This window comes from Providencia hangzhouensis (assembly GCF_029193595.2).
Classification (GTDB): Bacteria; Pseudomonadota; Gammaproteobacteria; order Enterobacterales; family Enterobacteriaceae; genus Providencia; species Providencia hangzhouensis.
The window spans coordinates 3,364,458-3,384,218 of sequence record NZ_CP135052.1 but is presented as its reverse complement, the minus strand read 5'-3'; the positions used below and the strand labels follow the sequence as shown (position 1 = coordinate 3,384,218).

Genomic DNA, 19,761 nt, shown 5'->3' with positions numbered 1-19,761 from the left:
TCAATGAATGGTAATCCATTAGGGCATAAACCGATAACCAATCCCTGTTTCGGTTAATAAGTGAATAGGGCGAGCAGGGTCATTTTCCAATTTTTGCCGTAGGTGGCCCATATAGATGCGTAAGTAATGATTATGTTCCACATAATTAGGCCCCCAAACTTGCAGTAATAAATGCCGTTGAGTTAATACTTTACCGCTATTAGCCACGAGTTCACTGAGTAAACGGAACTCAATCGGGGTAAGGTGGAGCTCTTCACCTTGCTTGGTAACAATTCGATTAATAAAATCGATAGTGATATCCCCAAACTGGCATTTTGAGTTTTCTTGGGTGGATTTGCCGAAACGCCGTAAAGCAACCCTAACACGAGCCAGTAATTCGCTAATCCCAAAGGGTTTTGTGAGGTAGTCATCAGCGCCTGCATCCAATGCAGCCACTTTCTGTGATTCTTCTTCGCGAGCGGATAAAACAATAATCGGAATACTGCTCCACTGACGTAGGTCACGAATTAAATCAAGCCCATCACCATCGGGCAAGCCAAGGTCTAAAATCAATAAATCAGGTTGCCGAGTACCCGATTCGATTAGGCCGCGGTGGTAATTTTCGGCTTCAAACACTTTCCAGCCTTCACCCTCCAACGCTAAACGAACAAAGCGACGGATTTCTTTTTCATCTTCAATAACCAGTATTTGATGGTTAGTACTCACAATATCGAGGGTCCTTCTATATCTCTGCCTCAATATCAGGCAGTTGCTTTAAAGGTAAAACAAAATGGAAACTGGCTCCACCTTTATTATTGTTTTGCGCCCAAATTTCGCCTTCATGCAATTGAATAATGGCACGACAAATGGCAAGCCCTAAGCCAACGCCTGGGATTGCTGATTCTTTTTGTGCCCGAGAAAATTTATCAAAAATGGTTTTTTCTTGCCCGTTTGGGATCGCATTGCTGGCATCCCATATTTCAATATGAATTTTTTGCCCTTCAACTGCGGCTCGAATACCAATCGGGGTATTGTTATTGCTATATTTTACGGCATTTTCTAAGAGATTGATTAGCACTCGTTCAATCAAATTGGCATCACAATAAAGCAATAAATCTGCTGGAATATCAATCTCTAAAGGGTGACTGTGTAAGGTGTAATCTAAGGTTCTAACGGCACTACTGGTAATTTCTTGTAGTGATTCCCACGCTAAGTTGGGTTGAATGCTGCCAGATTGCAAACGAGCCATATCCAGTAAATTATTAACTAAGCGAGAGGTGCTTAGTACTTGTTGGCGCATTTGGTTGACTTGCTCTGTTAATGGTGAATTTTCCGCTGATAAGTTCAACATTAAAATTTCAGTTTGCCCGAACAAAACGGTAAGTGGCGTTTTTAGATCATGGGAAAGTGCGGCAAGTAACGAGTTTCTCAGTTGTTCACGTTCAATGTTTAATTTGGCTAATTCAGCTTGTTTGGTCAATTGTAGACGAGCAAGCGAGCTTGCAATCAGCCCCGTAAAGGTTTGCAGCATGCGTTGCTGCTCTGGGATCAATAACTGGCGCATGTTTCTTGGCTCAATGGCAAGAACGGCAAGGGTTTGGTCGGCAGTAGTGATAGGTTGTAATTGATAAGGAACACTTGGCAAAGTATCCGTACCAGCACCGGCTGGCTGGCGTTTATCAAAACTCCACTTAGCAATGGCTTTATCAATTTGCATTGCCGTGTAGCCATCACATTGCAACGGTGTTAATTGCCCATCCTCATCAGGTAATAATAAGCAACTTTTGGCTTGGAAGGCATTATTGAGAAAATGGTACCCTGTTTTTCCAATATCATCAGTGGTGATGGCTTGGCCTAATTCTTTTGTCATTTCATATAAATGACGGGTCCGTTGTTCGCGATACCGAGCAATACGAGCTTGGTAGCGCATACCCGCAGTTAAATTCCCCACAACAACCCCAACAATTAGCATCACCGTAAAAGTGACTAAATATTGCATATCCATGATAGCAAGGGAAAAATGGGGTTGAACAAAGAACAGGTCAAAACTGATCACGTTAACCAAGGCGGCAAAGACAGAGGGGCGTCGACCATAAAATAATGCGATTAACACGACACCTAATAGATAGAGTGTCACGAGGTTGGCTTTATCGAGGGCCAATAAAAAGGTACGTGAAAATAAGGTGATAGCGGCGCACATCACAATGGCCATTAAATAGCCATTCATATCCGATCGCCATTTTTCAGAGAACGGTTTTCTTTCGGGTTCTTTGTCCCACTCACTTTTTTCTTCAAGTGCGACGATCACTAGGTCTAGATCTGGGCCGAGCTTACCTAGGCGATCGGCAAAACCGGGGCGTAAATTGAACTTAAACCATTTATTTGTTTTATTACGTCGGCCAATTAATATCTTCCCTAAATTATGTTCTCGTGCGTAACGCAATATGGCTTTTTCTTCAGAAGGATCTGATAAGGTCGCTGTTTCTGCCCCTAAGTCTTGAGCAAGTCGCAATGCTTTTAAGATAGCTCTACGCTGTGTTTCAGGTAGCTGATGAAGCGAAGGGGTTTCAACATAAACAGCATGCCAGACACTACCGAATTTTGCGGCAAGCCGAGCCGCGGTACGAACTAACTTTTCATTTCCCGTATTATGGCCAACGCATAACAATAGCCCATCGCGAGTGTGCCATACGGGCGCTTGGCCTTTACCGCCACGAAATTCACGCATTTGGTCATCAACTCGGTCGGCAGTGCGACGAAGTGCGAGTTCACGAAGTGCAATTAAATTTCCTTTGCGGAAAAAATGCTCAATGGCGCGTTCGGCTTGCCCTGGTATGTATACCTTACCTTCTTTAAGACGTTGCCGTAGGTCGTCAGGGGGAAGGTCGACTAACACCACTTCGTCAGCGGCATCAAAAATATGGTCTGGAACCGTTTCACGGACTCGAATACCTGTAATGCTTCCAACAATATCATTCAGGCTTTCAATGTGCTGAACGTTGATGGTCGTCAGTACATCAATTCCAGCATCAAGTAACTCTTCGACATCTTGCCAACGTTTAGGGTGTCGGCTGCCATTAGGATTACTAAATGCTAATTCATCCATTAAAATTATGGCAGGATGCCTAGCAATTGCAGCATCAATATCGAAGCCATTTAGGCGGCGGCCGTGATGGGTAATGCGTCTGGGTGGTAACAGAGAAAGGCCGTCAAGTAACGCGGCTGTTTCTTCTCTTTCATGGGTTTCTACCACGCCAACCAGAACATCTAGCCCTTGGGCTCTAAGCCTTTGCGCTTCTTGCAGCATGGCATACGTTTTTCCAACACCTGCACAGGCACCGAAAAAAATCTTTAATTTGCCACGCCCAATTTCATTGGCTTTGACCAAGAGTTCATCGGGGTTAGGGCGAATAGGTTCCTGATTGTTCATCACAGCCCCTAGTGAGTTTGACTGTTTATTTGTTGTTGATATTCATCAAGTGCTAGGTTCAGTTTTAGCACATTAATGACTGATTCGCCTAAAAAGGGTAACAGCGCCTGTTCAGTATGTGTTTCTATCAATGATTTTACCGCATCCAAAGGAATTTGCCTGCTTTTTGCAATGCGTGGAGCTTGGTATAATGCTGCATCAATAGAAATATTGGGGTCTAAGCCGCTGGCAGACGCCGTGAGTAAATCCACTGGGGTGGCGTTATCTGCATCGGGGTTTGCTGCGCGCAGTTGTTCGTTACGCTCAATCATCGTTTGTTGTAATAACGGGTTACTGACCGCTAAATTACTTCCGCCAGAAGCTAATGCGTTGTAGGGGCTATCAACCGTCGCAGAGGGGCGACCGTGAAAATAGCGGACATCACCCACATTTTGCCCGATCAAGGCTGAGCCAACAGTACGTTCATCTTGCATAAGTAGAGAGCCGTGAGCCTGCCATGGAAAAAAGATGTTAGCGAGACCAGTTACCATTAATGGGTAAGCAATACCGGTAAAAATGGTGAGTACTAGTAACATGATAATCGACGAACGGATCATATTCATAATCAACTCCTTATATTCCAAAAAAACTAATAAGCAGATCAATCAGTTTGATCCCAACGAATGGCACAATTAACCCGCCTAAGCCATAAATGCCTAAATTACGTTGCAATAATGATTGGGAACTCATTGGGCGATAATGGACACCTTTAATGGCTAAAGGGATCAAGAAGATAATAATCAATGCGTTGAAGATAACCGCAGAAAGGATAGCGGACGCAGGTGAATGTAATTGCATAATATTTAATGCATTTAATTGTGGCCATGTCACCGCAAAAGCTGCAGGGATAATGGCAAAATATTTAGCAATATCATTGGCAATACTGAAGGTGGTTAATGAGCCGCGAGTCATCAACATTTGTTTACCAATATGCACGACTTCGATTAATTTGGTTGGGTTAGAGTCTAAATCAACCATGTTACCGGCTTCTTTTGCCGCTTGGGTGCCAGAGTTCATTGCCACTGCGACATCCGCTTGCGCCAGTGCTGGCGCATCGTTGGTGCCGTCACCTGTCATGGCAACTAAGCGGCCTTCAGATTGATATTGGCGGATCAACGCCAGTTTGGCTTCCGGTGTGGCTTCAGCAAGGAAATCATCAACCCCAGCCTCTGCCGCAATAGCAGCGGCGGTTAAATGGTTATCTCCCGTGATCATCACGGTCTTTATGCCCATACTGCGCATTTGAGCAAAACGCTCTTTCATTCCACCTTTAACGATATCTTTGAGTGCCACAACCCCTAATACAGTTTGGTTATCAACGACAACGAGTGGGGTTCCTCCCAAATGAGCAACTTTTTCGACCAGTTGATCGGCTTCTACTGGGAATTTACCGTGGTTAGCTTCAATATAACGACGGATCGCATCCGCAGAGCCTTTGCGGATCATCCGTTCGCCAATATTGACTCCACTCATACGCGTCATTGCAGAAAAAGGAACAAAAGTCGCATTCAGGGCATGAATATCTCTTTCACGTAAATTGAATTTTTGTTTTGCCAGTATCACAATACTGCGGCCTTCTGGTGTTTCATCGGCTAAAGAAGATAATTGTGCTGCATCAGCCAGTTGCTGTTCAGTGATACCCGTTAGCGGTAAAAACTCGGAGGCTTGGCGGTTTCCCAGTGTAATTGTCCCTGTTTTATCGAGTAATAGAACGTCAACGTCTCCCGCAGCTTCTACGGCACGCCCGCTGGTGGCAATAACATTGGCTCCTAGCATGCGGCTCATCCCTGCTACACCGATAGACGAAAGCAAGCCACCAATGGTGGTTGGGATTAAACAAACTAATAGGGCAATCAACACTAAAATAGAAACTGCATCGCCAGCACCGGCATAATCTGCGGCAAAAGAGGTAAAGGGGTACAAAGTTGCACAGACAAGGACGAAAATGATCGTTAATGCAGTTAACAAAATGGTGAGTGCGATTTCATTGGGTGTTTTACGGCGTTGCGCACCTTCAACCATGGAAATCATTCTATCTAAGAAGGTTTCACCGGGGTTGACCGTACATTCCACGATCAGCCAATCGGAAAGTACGCGAGTTCCCCCTGTTACAGAGGAAAAATCACCACCAGATTCACGGATCACTGGAGCTGATTCCCCTGTAATTGCGCTTTCATCCACAGAGGCGCCGCCTTCGATGACTTCCCCATCGCAAGGAATGGTATCTCCAGCACGGATCAACACAATATCGCCTTTACGTAACTGATCTGAATTCACTATTTCTTGATTGGCATCCAGCGAAGCAGACGCTAAACGCGTTGCGCTACTTTGTTGCTTTACGCCTTTTAAGCTTTGGGCTTGTGCTTTGCTACGCCCTTCAGCGAGTGCTTCCGCAAAGTTGGCAAAAATAACCGTAAACCACAGCCAAAGGGTGATCATTCCACTGAACCAAGCACTACCTAGTGTGTAATCCATTACCATGGCTAACCAAAGTAACGTAGTGATAATACTGCCAATAAAGACTACAAACATCACTGGGTTACGCCATTGCGCTTGCGGGGTGCATTTTTTGATAGACTCAAAAATAGACTGCTTGATTAGCTTATTATCGAATAATTTAATATTTTTATTGTTCATATTTTCCTCCTTATCATCCCGCAAAACCAATGTGTAATTGTTCAGCAATTGGACCTAAAGCAAGGGCTGGTACAAAGGTTAGGGCACCAATGAGAAGCACAGTGAAAATCAGTAACCCAATGAATAAAGGGCCTGTTGTGGGTAAAGTAGCATGGCTTTGGGCTTGTGGTTTTTTATTGGCCATTGAGCCTGCAATCGCTAAGACGGGAAGGATCACACCAAAACGACCAATAAACATGGCTATTGCAAGTAGCACATTGTAGAACGGCGTATTCGTGCTGAGCCCTGCAAAAGCGCTACCATTATTATTGGCGGCAGAAGAAAAGGCATATAGCACTTCACTAAACCCATGCGCGCCTGGATTTAAAATCCCTGCACGCCCAGCTTCGGTCATTAATGAAATAGTTGTACCAAGTAGTACTAAGGTTGGGGTGACTAAAATCGCCAGTGCGACCATTTTCATTTCCCGAACTTCGATTTTTTTACCGAGGTATTCAGGTGTACGGCCAATCATCAAGCCAGCAAGGAAAACGGCGAGTAACACAAACAGCAACATGCCGTATAAACCGGAACCGACACCGCCAAATACCACTTCACCAATTTGCATTAACCACATCGGCACCATTCCACCCATTGCAGTAAAGGAGTCATGCATGGCGTTAACCGCTCCACAAGAGGCTGCGGTGGTGACGACGGCAAACAAAGCGGAGCCGACAATCCCAAAACGACTCTCTTTTCCTTCCATATTGGCAGAGCTAGTGGCATGCAGTTCGGCTAAAAATGGGTTTCCCACATATTCCGCTTTAACTACGACTATGGCAGCAACCACAAAAATGATCCCCATAACCCAGAGTAAGGTATGGCCTTGCTTGTTGTTACCAACGACACGACCAAAGGCAAAGCAAAGTGCAGTAGGGATTAGGAAAATCGCTAACATTTGCACAAAATTACTCAGTGCAGTTGGGTTTTCAAAAGGGTGCGATGAATTAGAGCCGAAGAACCCGCCACCATTTGTGCCGAGCAATTTTATTGCTTCTTGGGACGCAACTGGCCCCATCGGTAATAGCTGTTCACTGCTATCTAAAGGATGAATAAGTAAATAATTGGAAAAATTTTGGATCACACCTTGGCTGACAAAAAATAGCGCAAAAATAATCGCTAAAGGGAAGAGCAAATACACAGTAATGCGGTAAATATCTAACCACGCATTACCGACAGTTTTACTGCCATGGTGTGAAAAAGCACGAATAATTGCGAAGGCCACAGCAAGGCCTGTCGCTGCGGAAAGAAAGTTTTGTACAGTCAGCCCTGCCATTTGGCTTAAATAGCTTAATGTATTTTCGCCGCTATAGGCTTGCCAGTTAGTATTAGTAACAAAACTAACCGCGGTATTAAAGGCTAAGTCCCAGCTCATCCCTTCAAAGTGTTGAGGGTTAAGGGGCAAACGGCCTTGGCAGATTAAAATAACGAATAATAAAACAAAGCCTAAAAGATTAAATAATACAATCGCTAAGGCATATTGTCGCCAATTCATCTCAGCCATTTCACGCCCTGGTTGTTTGACCCTAGCAAGGCGCCAAAGTAAGGACTCACTGCTTGCTAACCGACGAGGTATATCATTGTCGATTAGCCGAGCAATACCGTTACCTAAAGGTTTTGCTAAGATGAATAAGATCAGTAAAAAACTACCTAAAAATAGCAATGTAGTGGTAGTCATATCAGAAATCCTCCGCGTTAAGCAGGGCATAAATCAGATACGCCAGCAGTAAAACAACGAGAACTGCCCCAATAATGGAAAGTAATGACACAGTATTTTCTCCTTATTATTTCCATGAGATAAGGCTAAAGAGTTCGTTGTAAAGAAGCTGATAAAAATCACGGGTAGGATGTAAAAAAAGTATAAAAATGGTTATTTATCGAGCAAGAAGAGAGTGCTTAATAGAGAAAGTGGCGTGTGGTTTTATTAATTTACTTGTTAAATAATTGTAATTTAAATGTACAAATAAAACATTTATTGGTTAAAAAATGTAATAAAAATACGGAATGAACAGATTTTTTAGAAAAATTTACACATTAAGTGGTCAGATGAGTAGTTTTATTACACAATTTGCGATATCCTATCTACAGTCAATATATTTCATATTATCTGTTCGGTTTTAGTCGCTCTTTACTACTGTGTTAATGGGAAATGTGTGTTAATGGGGAATGGTAGAGCAAAGCTGGAATCGACAAATAAAGTGGCAACTGAAGGAGGATACCGATGTCCACATATCGCGAATATTCCCGTAATCAGGTACTTGCACGCCGCACTGCTGCTGTAACAGCTGGCATTATTGCGTTTCCGGTTATGGTTTTTTATCCAAAAAGAGCAAAGTTTTATAGCCATTTACATAAAGTTTGGGCAAAAACCAGTGATAAACCGGTTTGGCTAGAACGTTCAGAGACAACGCTGGAAAGTCACCGCTAATTTAGTACTTAATGGCGAGTAATAACCCCTACAATGTTGAATTGTGGGGGTTTTGTTTTTTTATTTTCTTACTTGCATTTACTATCCACTTGGGTTTTTCTCGATTAATGCCCTCGATTTGTTCTAAATAACACAGAAAAAAATTATGTTTCCGTTTATGCTTATTGATTATCAGTCAATTACGTTCAAACTGGTGGATAAACCGTTTAGCTGTGCAGTAAAAAGGACAACATAATGCATAATTTAAGATTAGAAGAAATCATTAATGACGAATTGAAAGTTAGTGAGTTCCAAGATTTTGCACCGAATGGATTGCAAGTTGAAGGGCGGCCCCATGTACATAAAATCATCACAGGGGTGACAGCTTGCCAAGCATTGCTGGATGTTGCTGTTGAAAAGAAAGCTGATGCCGTCATTGTTCATCATGGCTATTTTTGGAAAAATGAGCCAGCCATTATCAAAGGCATGAAGAGAAATCGCTTAAAAACATTATTAGCGAATGATATAAACCTGTATGGTTATCACCTCCCATTAGATGCACATCACCAGTTAGGTAATAATACCCAGCTTGCTTATATTATGGGGGTGCAGGTGAACGGCCAAATCGACCCATTAATGCCATTTGGTTTTTTTGATCAACCTATTACACCTTCAGAATTAACGTCTCGTTTAGAAACTCGCCTTGGCCGTAAAGTTCTTCATTGTGGTGATAATGCAAAAGAAGAAATTCGCCAAATTGCATGGTGTACAGGTGGAGGGCAAGGTTTCATCCTACAAGCGGCAGAATTTGGCGTAGATGCCTTTGTAACAGGGGAGGTTTCCGAGCAAACCATTCATATAGCAAGAGAAATGGGTATCCATTTCTACAGTGCAGGGCATCACGCAACAGAGCGTTATGGGATCAAGGCGTTGACTCAGTGGTTAGTCGATGAGCAGGGGTTAGATGCAGAGTTTGTCGATATCGATAACCCTGCCTAATCTTCGTCGCCTTTCAAACCACAGCGTTGTTGGCTGCATTCACGAACCCTAGTCACATACTTATGTATGCTCCTAGGGCTTCGCTCTCTTGCCGCCTAGCTGTGATTCGAAAAGCATAGAAGATGGATTAATAATATATTTATAGAATTAAATTTTCGTTGCCTTTTGCATCAAAGCGTTGTTGGCTGCATTCACGAATCCTAGTCACATACTTATGTATGCTCCTAGGGATTTGCTCTCTTGCCGCCTAGCTGTGATTCGAAAAGCATAGAAGATGGATTAATAATATATTTATAGAATTAAATTTTAGTTGCCTTTTACATCAAAGCGTTGTTGGCTGCATTCACGAACCCTAGTCACATACTTATGTATGCTCCTAGGGCTTTGCTCTCTTGCCGCCTAGCTGTGATTCGAAAAACATAGAAGATGGATTAATAATATATTTATAGAATTAAATTTTCGTTTTATTCGAGCGGTGGCAGTGTTGGTTTCACTTAATATGTATGTACCTAAGATTTAGTTTGATATTTGAACGTATTATCAATATGGCCGATACTTCTCATATGGTTAGATAAAGTATCCTCCTATTTTTCTTTTAATATTATTCTTTAATATAGTGCTTTCTTACTAAACTATTGTACCGCTCCTATACCACACAGTAAAAATGCAAAATTTATAGTTGGTTAGCACACCTATCGATATTAATAACTTGTAATTGCACATTGGGTAGCTAAATACACTGCTGAATTGGGGTGATAATTTCACTGCTAGTAGAGGGTAGCTTAAATTCTCTATTTTATTTGTTTTGAATCATGTAGTTGCGATAACTTCTTAAGTTGAAATATTTAGTAACATAGTTTATTTCTATGTACATTAGAACTTACTGGGCTAATCGCAATTTGGTCTATTTTTTGTTCGATGATTATTTTGTTATGATTCGTTTTTGGTGTTTTTCCGGAATTATATAGCGATATTTCAACCCGTTTACGCTAAGTCACTTATCCTAGAGAGATACAAACTGGCCCTCCGGTTTACAGTCCATTCATAAGCTTTTATTATCCTTAACTCAAATCTTACCGTGCGCACGGGCTGAGATGACGGAAATTAATCGATAATTATGTCGACTTAACCCAATTTGTCATTCTGGATAAAGGATATCGCTATGCCAACTCCATGTTATATTTCCATTGAAGGAAAAACCCAAGGTAACATCACTGCCGGTGCATTTACTGCCGATTCTGTCGGTAATATTTATGTACAAGGTCATGAAGACCAAATGTTAGTGCAAGAGTTTTCTCACGTTGTGACTGTACCGACAGACCCACAATCCGGCCAACCTTCAGGCCAACGTGCGCACAAGCCGTTCCGTTTTACCGTGGCGTTAAATAAAGCCGTTCCGCTGCTGTATAACGCATTAGCGTCTGGCGAAATGCTGCCGAAAGTGGAACTGAAATGGTACCGCACATCGGTTGAAGGCAAGCAAGAGCATTTCTTCACCACCACGTTAACTGATGCGACTATCGTCAATATCGATTGCCAAATGCCGCACTGCCAAGACCCGGCGAAAGCGGACTTTACACAGTTAATCGAAGTGTCTCTGTCTTACCGCAAAATCGATTGGGAACACACCGTTGCAGGCACATCCGGTGCCGATGACTGGCGCGCACCGCTCGAAGCGTAAGTTCGAATTTAGCGAGCCTCTCGAGGCTCGTTTGCATTTTTCGCTTTTTCTCCTGTAGAGGAAACCCCCATGTCTTGGACAGACCCCAATAAAAACAAACGACTTGGCAGCCCCGAAAATAACCCACTTATTCACGGTGGTGGGTATGCGGGTGGCAGAACCTATGCACAGGACCAAGCCTTGCAAGAAGCCCATGGTCAACTGCTAGACCGTATTATGAGTGGCGAAATGGGGACGGGATTAGTATTCACCTGTACCATTGGTGGGTTACCTGAAAATACCTTTCAAGTGACCCAGTTTGATTTGCAAGAAGGGCTTTCCCAGCTCTTTTCACTGTCGATTCAGGCGGTCAGCCCGTTACCCGAGATTGATTTTCAAACGGTGCTGGGTGTGGCCTCCTCGTTGACTGTAAAGCGAGATGGAAAAATTCTTCGCAGGGTACAAGGTATCTTAGCGGGTGCAGAGCAAGGCAATACGGATGGTGTGAAAACCTGGTATCACTTTGTGATACGCCCTGAAATGTGGGTGATGACGCTTAAGCAAGACAGCCGCATTTTCCAAAATATGACGGTGCCGAACATTCTTGAGACGCTATTAAGCGAGTCTCACATCAAATTTGATAAGCAGTTTTACCACCCTGAAGAGCATCTAAAACGCGAGTATATCACCCAAAAGCGTGAAACGATGTATGAGTTCTGGTGCCGCCTCGCTGCCGAAGAAGGGATTAATTACTGGTTCGAAGAAGGCCCACAACTGTTTTACAGTGACCGTCATTTAGGCATGAAAGCGGGGATATCGCTCACCTATAATCCGCAATCTGAAACGGATATCACCGACAGCACCGCCACCACATGGCGCTATGCCGAGCAGTTGTGCAGCGATATCCGCGTGGATAAAGACTACAACCAACTTCGCCCCTCTTACCCACTGAGCCACCAAGTCACGGGGGAAGTTCATCAACAACATGAAGTATTTGAAAGCTATGGTCGCTTTCAAGAAGATGCCGAGGGGCAGCCCTTCAACCAAATTCGCTACGAGCAATCACAAAACCAGCGGCAAGTAGGAACGGCGACGACTAACTGCATTGAGTTAGCACCGGGACGCATCTTTAGCCTATCAAACCATCCTAGTCCTCGAATGAATACGACGTGGCAAGTGATTAGCGTATCCCATCACGGTGTGCAACCTCTTGCTGATAACAGTGGCGGTGAAGGCACCCAACTGAGTAACCAGCTGTCCTTTATCCCCAGTACTCAAGAGTGGCGACCGCCCTATCGGTATAAACCTACAGCGGATGGGGATGAGCTGGCTACCGTTGTCGGGCCACCGGGTGAAGAAATCTATACCAACTCTCAAGGGGCGGTTACGGTCTATTTCCATTGGGACAGGCGCGGCAAACCTGACCATAGCGCGTCTTGTTGGGTGCGAGTCGCCCACGGTTGGAACGGCGATGGCTTTGGGTTTATGTCCATCCCCAGAATTGGGCAGGAAGTAATTATTTCCTATCTTAACAATGATATAGATAAACCCATCATTACGGGCTGTACTTATAATGGCCGTAATCGGCCGCCAATTGATTTACCGAAACACAAAACGCGCACGACGTTTCGCACCAAAACCCACAAAGGGGATGGCTTTAATGAGTTGCGTTTTGAAGATGAGGCAGGCCAAGAAGAAATCTATCTCCATGCGCAAAAGAATTTGGCCATCAATGTGCTGAACTCACGGGGTGAACGGATTAATTACGACCGGACAACCAGTATTGGTCATAACGATGAACTGGTTGTTGCCAGTAATCGGACCGTGACGGTTGAAGGTAATCAAGCGCACAAAACAACCGGTAACTATCAAGACAAAGTTGAGGGAGACCAACACCTTTCGGTTGAGGGGGATTTGGTTAAGGCAATACAAGGTGTGGTCAGCGTGAATGCACAAGGGGATATTACCTTACAAAGCAGCAGCAAAATCACGTTAAAAGTGGGCGGAAGCTTTGTCGTTGTTCACAGCGGTGGCGTGGATATTAAAGGACCGGCGATAAACTTAAATTCAGGGGGAAGCCCTGGGGATATCCTGCAAGCGACTAACCCTGCGGTACTTAAAGCCGCTGCGAGCAGTGGCGCGGCCTTTGTGGCGCATTGTCCCATGAAGGAAGGGCAAGAGGAGGCGGAAAATGGTTAAACCTGAAACGTGCTATGCCATTATCGATGCAGCTTCCGAGCCCGATGTCTTTAATTTGTTCGCCGAGCACGAACCGCCGGCGAGTTGCTTATACAGCGAACCGATTCAACCTGAAATTGTGTCATTAGCGCCCTATTTAGTGGAAGTGACCGAAGAGGTGCAACGCTGGTTAAGTACGCGAGAGACGCCTTGGGGAATTTATGTTTATACGAACGCAACCATGCGTGAGTTACGTCAGCATCTGCGCAAATACTTGATGGTGATGATACCGGGACAAGAAAAGCCGGTCTTTTGGCGTTTTTATGACCCTCGCAATGTGTGGGATGTGCTTGGAACCTTTGATAATTGGCGATTGCATGTATTTTTAGGTCCTATCACGCAGCTGAAGACGTTGTTATGGGGAGAGGAAACCGCTTCCCGCTTTGAGCGTGAGCGCCGCGGATTTCCGGATAATGCGAAGCTCGGGGGCAAGCTGATGCGTTTTACCCCCATTCAATATGATGCAGTAAATCTCGTTTTTGAACGCCAATTTTTAGACCAGTTAATTTACTTTTTTATTCACGCCAAAAGTATGAGTTATCAATCACAAATGGATTTTTCATTAGAGGATTGGGTTGTCAGTGCGTTTGAACGACCAGCACCGAGAGCACAAAAAATACAAGAGCGTTATGGTGAAACCACTTGGCGGCAAAATTGGCAATTAGCGAGTGATTTGTCGTCATTTTGTCAGCAGCACAGAATCGATGACAAACATTCCTATCAGTTAATTGCCTATATGCTGGCATTATACCAAATTTATCGAATTGAGGATGTTCCAGAAGAATGGCGCGTGTCTTTAGCTGATGAAACGGGTTCCGGAAATTATCGAGTATATCGTTTGGCTAATCGTATCTTAAATATGTTGCCAGACTTAGCAAAGGAAAATGGATAATGAGTGATAAATTAATATCACCTAAAGTAGGGTGTGCAACGCAAACATGTGACATACCGGAACCTTGTTATCTGGATTTACTTGTCAAAGACACCTCAAAGGATAAGGTGATTTTAGAGTGGCGGGGCGAGGATGTTATATCACCGGAAATAGTGATTGATGAGGGCGAGGGGGTTCCGTTAGAAATCCTGCTCAATGATAAGAAACATAATAATGCTCAACATAACGCGATACTCACTTCAAAGAACTATGAACAAGCATTGAGTTTGGGTTCATCTCAATCGGTTTCGGTTTCCTATAATGCAAGTCGTGATGCGGGGACTTTTAGCGCAAGTAATTTACTCAATACCTTTGTCAATATGCTGGCGCCCATTGACGCATTCAAGTCGCCTAGACGATACAATATTACAGCGACTAATTGCCTTGGTACGAAACAAGATTGGACTTTTGATGTAATTCCTTCGGTGAAGTTTGGGTTCTCTGTCAATTTTAGTTACTCCTTTCAAACTCGAGAAGCGAATGATAAAGAGCGAAGGGATAAGCAAATTAGTAAATTAAAGTCAGAACGACTCAAGGGCGGGCCAGGGGAAAATACGTTACCGAAGAAGCTGAATAAGTACCATAAAGGCTGGACATTAGCGCCGATCCCATTTGTCAAAACGACCTCACTAGGTATTGATGTCGGCTTTTTTTATGAGCTAGCAGGGCATCCCTATAATTTAACGCCTATTAAGCAAATAAGCGAAACAAAAACGTTTCTTGATGACTTGTCAGGTATATTGAAAGTCAGTCAAATTATTAATGATATCGAAACAAAATTGTTATATCAGCAAAAAGGTAAATTGACCCCTTTCGCCGATAAATATCCTATTTTCTCTTTCGATTTTTCAGATATCGAGATTGGATTAACCTTCTTTATGGAGAATGTAACTCAGCGTGATTCAGCTCGATTAGTTTGTGCATTAGAAGGGAAGCCTTTTTGGGGCGGGTCATTTAATATTGATGTTTTGCAGGTACTTGCGCTTTATGGTGGCAAAGCCTTGAGCAGCGGTATAAGTAAGTTACGTGAAGCTTTAGAAGAAAGGAAAAAAGGTAAAGATAAATTTAGTGCGGGTATTAATATTGATATTACTTTCTCTTTTGCTGTTCACTGTTTTGTGGGGATGGCTCAAACTCCTGACAAGCAACAAGAGTTTGCATTTGATGGTGATAATAAGTTTGAGATAGGCTTTAAAGCCGATGCGGGTGCTTATATCAAAGCCAATGTCCTTTTTTTAGAGGCGTGTTTTGAATTTCATCTACGATTCGAAACAAAAGGTGCACTTGCTTTAGATGCCCATGATGATGGAATAGACTTAGTCCTTTGTCATGATGGTATTGTGCTGAAATTTCAATTTACGGCAGATATTTCTCTTCGAACCAAAAAAGATGATAGTGCTTTTTATGAGGGTGCTCCACTCGACGCAGATTGGACTATCTACCAATTTGCAGACCCTTTAACGCCTACCGAGTCAGATATTCGTTTTAATTTAGCGGGGCAAGTTAGAAAAGTACCTGAAAGACAACGACCGGAACTAGCCGCGTTTACTTCAGCAGTCAATGCCGTACCGACATCCATAGCAGGCACGGCTATAAAAAATACTTTTGAAAAAGGTTAATGATGAAACTAAGCAACTTACTGTGTATGACGACAATCTTAATATTAGGAAATATGTCTATGAGTTATGCCGATGATAATGATTTTCTTATTCGTACTTCTGTCGATATGAAATACGCATTTTGTGATGTTAAAACCAATGGGGTAAGTGGAACTAATAACCGCTCAGGTCTTGTGAGTGGCGGATTAGGTTTTGGTACGACAAGCACAAACTCGATGATAATGATGCGTAATGGTGAGAATACTATTAGCATTGAGATGGCATCACCAAATTGGTTTTCAACTAAAGAGGTACCAAAAGATAAACTCAATCAATTTAATCCGAATGCAAAATGTGAGATTACGGTCAATAAAATAACGGATAATGGCGATATTATTCCATTAACAACGCTACTGGTTAAAATTAATGAAAAAGGTGAGCCAGAAGCGTATCAAGGTGATGCTCTGGACAGACACGTAGAGAAAAAATTGATTCAAGCCCCCAATACAGAAAAAGTACATCAGAATAGAATACGCCAGAATATTCGGCCCAATGAATATCCTCATGATATGACAGTATTCCAATTTAATAAAAAAATAAATGTAATGGGAGTACCCGAATGGGAATGGGTAAACGCTGAAAGGTACCAAGATACCCCAGAACAACGCAAATTGTTACAAGACGCATATTTAGAACTCTGGGCTGCTTTTAATCAAAAAGATTTATCAAAAATAAAACACATATTGGCTCCTTCACTAAAAACTTGGGTAGAAACAACCGGAGGGACGATTGACGAACAACTTGAATCACGTGAAATAGCTGCTGATTTTAATCAGAAGGCATTCGCAATGATCCCAATTACTTGGGATAATTTTGAACCCTTAGTTATGAATGATGGGAAAATGGTAAAGTTGGTTTATAAAGAAGATTTTGATTATTCACCTATTTCATATAGCTATTTTAACGATGCAAATAGAAAAATTATTGGAGTACATTCCCCAATATTTTCTTTAGTAAATGGAAAATTCATTCCGGTCATATAGTCGGGTACTATTATGCCAAACATTATCCTTATTGGTGATTCTGATACAGGCCATGGGAAACATGGCCCTACTCAAGTAATTACAGGTTCTCCAACAGTAAAAGTCGATGGTAAGGCGGTTGCTCGGCAAGGAGACGCATTAGCGCCTCACGGTGGGCATTCAAGAACTATCGTTGGTGGTTCAAGTAGTGTATTTATTGATGGTAAGCCTGCGGCCAGAACAGGTGATACAGTAAGTTGCGGTGGCGTATTAATGGGTAATTCAACGGTAAAAATTGGTTAGAAGATACGATGTTCTGATGGATAATGATTGAATCCGCTAGGATTGATGATAGTAAAGAAGTTAGTGTTACACCAGATAGTCAATATTAACATTAAGTGGTTAATATAAGGATATTTAATGCGCAAGTTAGCGATCTGTTTGGTATTAGTGATAGTTGTAATTTTTACTCTGTTAGTTAATTCTTACAATACAATCCAAAAAAATGATGAGTTAGTCTCTGCGGCAGCGTCAGAATTATTAAACCAATATCAGCGTCGATTTGATTTGATCCCTAATCTGGTCAGTACAGTTAAGGGATATTCAAGTCATGAAAGCAATGTGTTACAAGAAATTGTAAAGGCGAGAGCGTCTGTCGGGAAAATTAATGTGGATGGTCGCGTGTTTGATGATCCTGAAATTTCTGCGAGCTATCAAAAAGCTCAAGATAATTTAGGGCAATCTCTATCACGTCTGTTAGTCATTTCAGAAAATTACCCTGAATTGAAAGCAAATTCACTCTATCAAGACCTGATGGTACAGTTGGAGGGAGCTGAAAATCGTATTTCAGTTGCGAGAGGGCGGTATATAGAGGCGGTACGCCATTATAATACTCAAATTAGGCAATTCCCCTATAACTTAATTGCGGAATTTATGGGGTATGATAAAAAAATTAATTTTAACGTTGAGAATGGGCATGAAATCAAAAGAACACCAACGGTGGATTTTAACTCATGATACGTAATATTTTATTTTCCTTGCTTTTATTTAGTGCTATTGCGAGCGCATCAGTGAATAATACACCCCCATTAAAAATAGATAGGGTCATTGATCGTGCAAATTTATTAACGGCGCAGCAATTCAAAACGCTAAATAATTTATTGATTAATTTTGAAAATAATCGGAATGATGGTTCACAATTTGTTGTTTATATCGTTCCGACTACTGGGAGTGAAAATATCGAAACTTTCGCAAATCGTGTTTTTAATCAATGGGGGATAGGTAAAAAGGGGCTTGATAATGGATTACTGCTTGTTGTGGCAATAAATGACCGCAGTGTTCGCTTTGAAGTCGGGTACGGCTATGAGGGGACATTTACCGATGTTCTTGCTGGGAGAATTATTCGAAAAAATATGTTGCCGTATTTTAGAGCAGAAAACTATTATACGGGTATTGAGCAAGGGATTATAAATGCCATTCATGTAGCTAATGATAGACCAATAAGCTCAACGAATTCTTTGACAGATCTTATTCCTCTTAAAATATTACAAACACATTTTATTTTAATTTATGTGATAATATTAGGGCTAATTTATTGTTTTCAGCTTGTATTTTCAACGAAAAAATTGAAAAGAAAAATTAATCAAGTGATAGCGCAGTCAGGTAAAAAAAAGAAAAATTCAGAAAAGCGAGGATATAAGATAGGTGCAAATCAGCTAAAACGGTTAAAAAATTATCTGAATTACTCATTCTATTTTCCAACATCATTTTCGCTGTATTTCCCTGTAGTGTTTTGTTCAGTCGTTGTCATTTTTTATACACAAATAATTCTTAATGGTATTGTTAACCCTTTTATCTTATTACTGATGGTGGTGTTATCATTATTCTTTAACCTTATTTCATTAACCGTGTTGTTTATTGGCATCAATATCTTATTTCCTATTTATCGACAGCAGAGAAAAGAATGGAAAGCGATTTGTGAGTTCAGTCGATTTGGTTCACCTTTTTATCAACCTTCATATTCAGTAAACACATCCCATAAACATGCTTCTAATTTTACTTCCAGTCACGATTTCAGTTCATCAAGCTCATCTAGCTCATCTAGCTCATCAAGTTCATCAAGCGGTGGGGGAGGCGGTTCTAGCGGTGGTGGCGGTGCTTCAGGGCATTGGTAAAGTCTCTACTAAAGTCTTGATTTAGGTTTATAAGTAAGCGTCCGGTGAATCTCACCTAGCTGGTCGTGTATTAAATATGTTGATTTGGTTAAATATAATGTTCTCTTTCAGTGAAAGTACCAATAATCTTGTCATGTATTTCAGTAAATTTTGAATACCTCCATTGATGAGGAAGGCACCGAATGACGAGTTTATACACCGTAACAAAGCATTCCAAGCAATTAGAAACCACGCCATTAATTGCGGAAAGTCATCACTACGATGCTCCATTGTAGCCTCAAAACTGGTATTTTTAGATACGGTCAATAAACAGCGTTGTGTGATAACTCACCACAGCGTAATAGCCAACTCACTAATACAATACCTTTATTTATCATGCTACTAGTGTATGTTTGAAGTAATTAGTTGCATAGTTTGTTTCTATGTATATTAGAATTTACAGGGCTTATCGTAGTTTGGTTTGCTCATCTTGGGAATGTCGTTTATTTTTAAGAAAAAGCGCTTTCAAAGTATATGTATAGACACGGTAACGTTATCCTTCTAGAAACCGAAGAAAAGTTATCCGTGTCTCTGAATTATTGGTCGACCATAGGCTCAAGCAGGCATTA

At 42.0% G+C, this 19,761-nt stretch carries 16 protein-coding genes and 1 pseudogene; 11 read left to right on the top strand and 6 right to left on the bottom strand.

Annotation, left to right across the window (positions count from 1 at the left end):
- Nucleotides 1-18: 18 nt before the first annotated feature.
- Genes kdpE through kdpF form a run of 6 tightly spaced genes read right to left on the bottom strand, consistent with a single transcriptional unit; the run spans nt 19 to nt 7,893 of the window.
- On the bottom strand, nt 19-705 hold the full coding sequence (gene kdpE, locus PZ638_RS15365) for a two-component system response regulator KdpE (RefSeq protein WP_080544454.1): 687 nt from the start codon (nt 703-705) through the stop codon (nt 19-21).
- A gap of 16 nt (nt 706-721) precedes the next feature.
- Nucleotides 722-3,409: a two-component system sensor histidine kinase KdpD gene (gene kdpD, locus PZ638_RS15360; protein WP_181489490.1), complete on the bottom strand. Its 2,688-nt coding sequence runs from the start codon at nt 3,407-3,409 to the stop codon at nt 722-724.
- A gap of 8 nt (nt 3,410-3,417) precedes the next feature.
- Nucleotides 3,418-4,011: a potassium-transporting ATPase subunit KdpC gene (gene kdpC, locus PZ638_RS15355; RefSeq protein ID WP_036957946.1), complete on the bottom strand. Its 594-nt coding sequence runs from the start codon at nt 4,009-4,011 to the stop codon at nt 3,418-3,420.
- Nucleotides 4,012-4,021: 10 nt separating this feature from the next.
- Nucleotides 4,022-6,085, bottom strand: a complete 2,064-nt coding sequence (gene kdpB / locus PZ638_RS15350; protein WP_272674779.1) for a potassium-transporting ATPase subunit KdpB — start codon at nt 6,083-6,085, stop codon at nt 4,022-4,024.
- A gap of 13 nt (nt 6,086-6,098) precedes the next feature.
- Nucleotides 6,099-7,802 carry a potassium-transporting ATPase subunit KdpA gene (gene kdpA / locus PZ638_RS15345; protein WP_144140808.1) on the bottom strand — a complete coding sequence of 568 codons (1,704 nt, stop codon included), beginning with the start codon at nt 7,800-7,802 and terminating at the stop codon, nt 6,099-6,101.
- Nucleotide 7,803: 1 nt separating this feature from the next.
- Complete coding sequence (gene kdpF, locus PZ638_RS21235) at nt 7,804-7,893, bottom strand: K(+)-transporting ATPase subunit F (protein ID WP_071585860.1); 90 nt, start codon at nt 7,891-7,893, stop codon at nt 7,804-7,806.
- Between the two features lie 452 nt (nt 7,894-8,345).
- On the opposite strand from kdpF, the gene PZ638_RS15340 reads away from it, so the two are divergent.
- The 11 genes and pseudogenes from PZ638_RS15340 to PZ638_RS15290 all read left to right on the top strand — a co-directional run.
- Nucleotides 8,346-8,552: a YbfA family protein gene (locus PZ638_RS15340; protein ID WP_036957942.1), complete on the top strand. Its 207-nt coding sequence runs from the start codon at nt 8,346-8,348 to the stop codon at nt 8,550-8,552.
- Nucleotides 8,553-8,786: 234 nt separating this feature from the next.
- Nucleotides 8,787-9,530: a type 2 GTP cyclohydrolase I gene (locus PZ638_RS15335; protein WP_164455885.1), complete on the top strand. Its 744-nt coding sequence runs from the start codon at nt 8,787-8,789 to the stop codon at nt 9,528-9,530.
- 1,162 nt (nt 9,531-10,692) lie between these two features.
- A complete protein-coding gene (locus PZ638_RS15330; RefSeq protein WP_004246976.1) occupies nt 10,693-11,211 on the top strand; it encodes an Hcp family type VI secretion system effector in 519 nt (172 codons plus the stop codon).
- Between the two features lie 69 nt (nt 11,212-11,280).
- On the top strand, nt 11,281-13,389 hold the full coding sequence (locus PZ638_RS15325) for a type VI secretion system Vgr family protein (RefSeq protein WP_206277540.1): 2,109 nt from the start codon (nt 11,281-11,283) through the stop codon (nt 13,387-13,389).
- The gene (locus PZ638_RS15320; protein ID WP_144141168.1) at nt 13,382-14,320 is read left to right on the top strand and encodes a DUF4123 domain-containing protein; all 939 of its coding nucleotides are present in this window, start codon (nt 13,382-13,384) and stop codon (nt 14,318-14,320) included. The genes PZ638_RS15325 and PZ638_RS15320 overlap by 8 nt, the downstream gene beginning before the upstream one ends.
- Complete coding sequence (locus PZ638_RS15315) at nt 14,320-15,978, top strand: hypothetical protein (RefSeq protein ID WP_164455883.1); 1,659 nt, start codon at nt 14,320-14,322, stop codon at nt 15,976-15,978. The genes PZ638_RS15320 and PZ638_RS15315 overlap by 1 nt, the downstream gene beginning before the upstream one ends.
- Before the next feature lie 59 nt (nt 15,979-16,037).
- Nucleotides 16,038-17,000, top strand: a complete 963-nt coding sequence (locus PZ638_RS15310; protein ID WP_144141165.1) for a hypothetical protein — start codon at nt 16,038-16,040, stop codon at nt 16,998-17,000.
- Between the two features lie 12 nt (nt 17,001-17,012).
- Nucleotides 17,013-17,282, top strand: a complete 270-nt coding sequence (locus tag PZ638_RS15305) for a type VI secretion system PAAR protein (protein ID WP_144141163.1) — start codon at nt 17,013-17,015, stop codon at nt 17,280-17,282.
- 117 nt (nt 17,283-17,399) lie between these two features.
- Nucleotides 17,400-17,996 (top strand): LemA family protein, encoded by a 597-nt coding sequence (locus PZ638_RS15300; RefSeq protein WP_144141161.1) that lies wholly within the window; start codon nt 17,400-17,402, stop codon nt 17,994-17,996.
- A complete protein-coding gene (locus PZ638_RS15295) occupies nt 17,993-19,153 on the top strand; it encodes a TPM domain-containing protein (protein ID WP_144141159.1) in 1,161 nt (386 codons plus the stop codon). Before PZ638_RS15300 ends, PZ638_RS15295 begins: the two co-directional genes overlap by 4 nt.
- Before the next feature lie 182 nt (nt 19,154-19,335).
- Nucleotides 19,336-19,540: pseudogene (locus PZ638_RS15290) on the top strand (hypothetical protein); the annotation flags it as partial.
- Nucleotides 19,541-19,761: the final 221 nt, after the last annotated feature.

Coding starts and splice junctions, on each gene's coding strand:
- kdpD (WP_181489490.1), bottom strand. CDS start 3,409: ATGAACAATCAGGAACCTATTCGCCCTAACCCCGATGAACTCTTGGTC.
- kdpC (WP_036957946.1), bottom strand. CDS start 4,011: ATGAATATGATCCGTTCGTCGATTATCATGTTACTAGTACTCACCATT.
- kdpB (WP_272674779.1), bottom strand. CDS start 6,085: ATGAACAATAAAAATATTAAATTATTCGATAATAAGCTAATCAAGCAG.
- kdpA (WP_144140808.1), bottom strand. CDS start 7,802: ATGACTACCACTACATTGCTATTTTTAGGTAGTTTTTTACTGATCTTA.
- PZ638_RS15340 (WP_036957942.1), top strand. CDS start 8,346: ATGTCCACATATCGCGAATATTCCCGTAATCAGGTACTTGCACGCCGC.
- PZ638_RS15335 (WP_164455885.1), top strand. CDS start 8,787: ATGCATAATTTAAGATTAGAAGAAATCATTAATGACGAATTGAAAGTT.
- PZ638_RS15330 (WP_004246976.1), top strand. CDS start 10,693: ATGCCAACTCCATGTTATATTTCCATTGAAGGAAAAACCCAAGGTAAC.
- PZ638_RS15325 (WP_206277540.1), top strand. CDS start 11,281: ATGTCTTGGACAGACCCCAATAAAAACAAACGACTTGGCAGCCCCGAA.
- PZ638_RS15320 (WP_144141168.1), top strand. CDS start 13,382: ATGGTTAAACCTGAAACGTGCTATGCCATTATCGATGCAGCTTCCGAG.
- PZ638_RS15315 (WP_164455883.1), top strand. CDS start 14,320: ATGAGTGATAAATTAATATCACCTAAAGTAGGGTGTGCAACGCAAACA.
- PZ638_RS15310 (WP_144141165.1), top strand. CDS start 16,038: ATGAGTTATGCCGATGATAATGATTTTCTTATTCGTACTTCTGTCGAT.
- PZ638_RS15305 (WP_144141163.1), top strand. CDS start 17,013: ATGCCAAACATTATCCTTATTGGTGATTCTGATACAGGCCATGGGAAA.
- PZ638_RS15300 (WP_144141161.1), top strand. CDS start 17,400: ATGCGCAAGTTAGCGATCTGTTTGGTATTAGTGATAGTTGTAATTTTT.
- PZ638_RS15295 (WP_144141159.1), top strand. CDS start 17,993: ATGATACGTAATATTTTATTTTCCTTGCTTTTATTTAGTGCTATTGCG.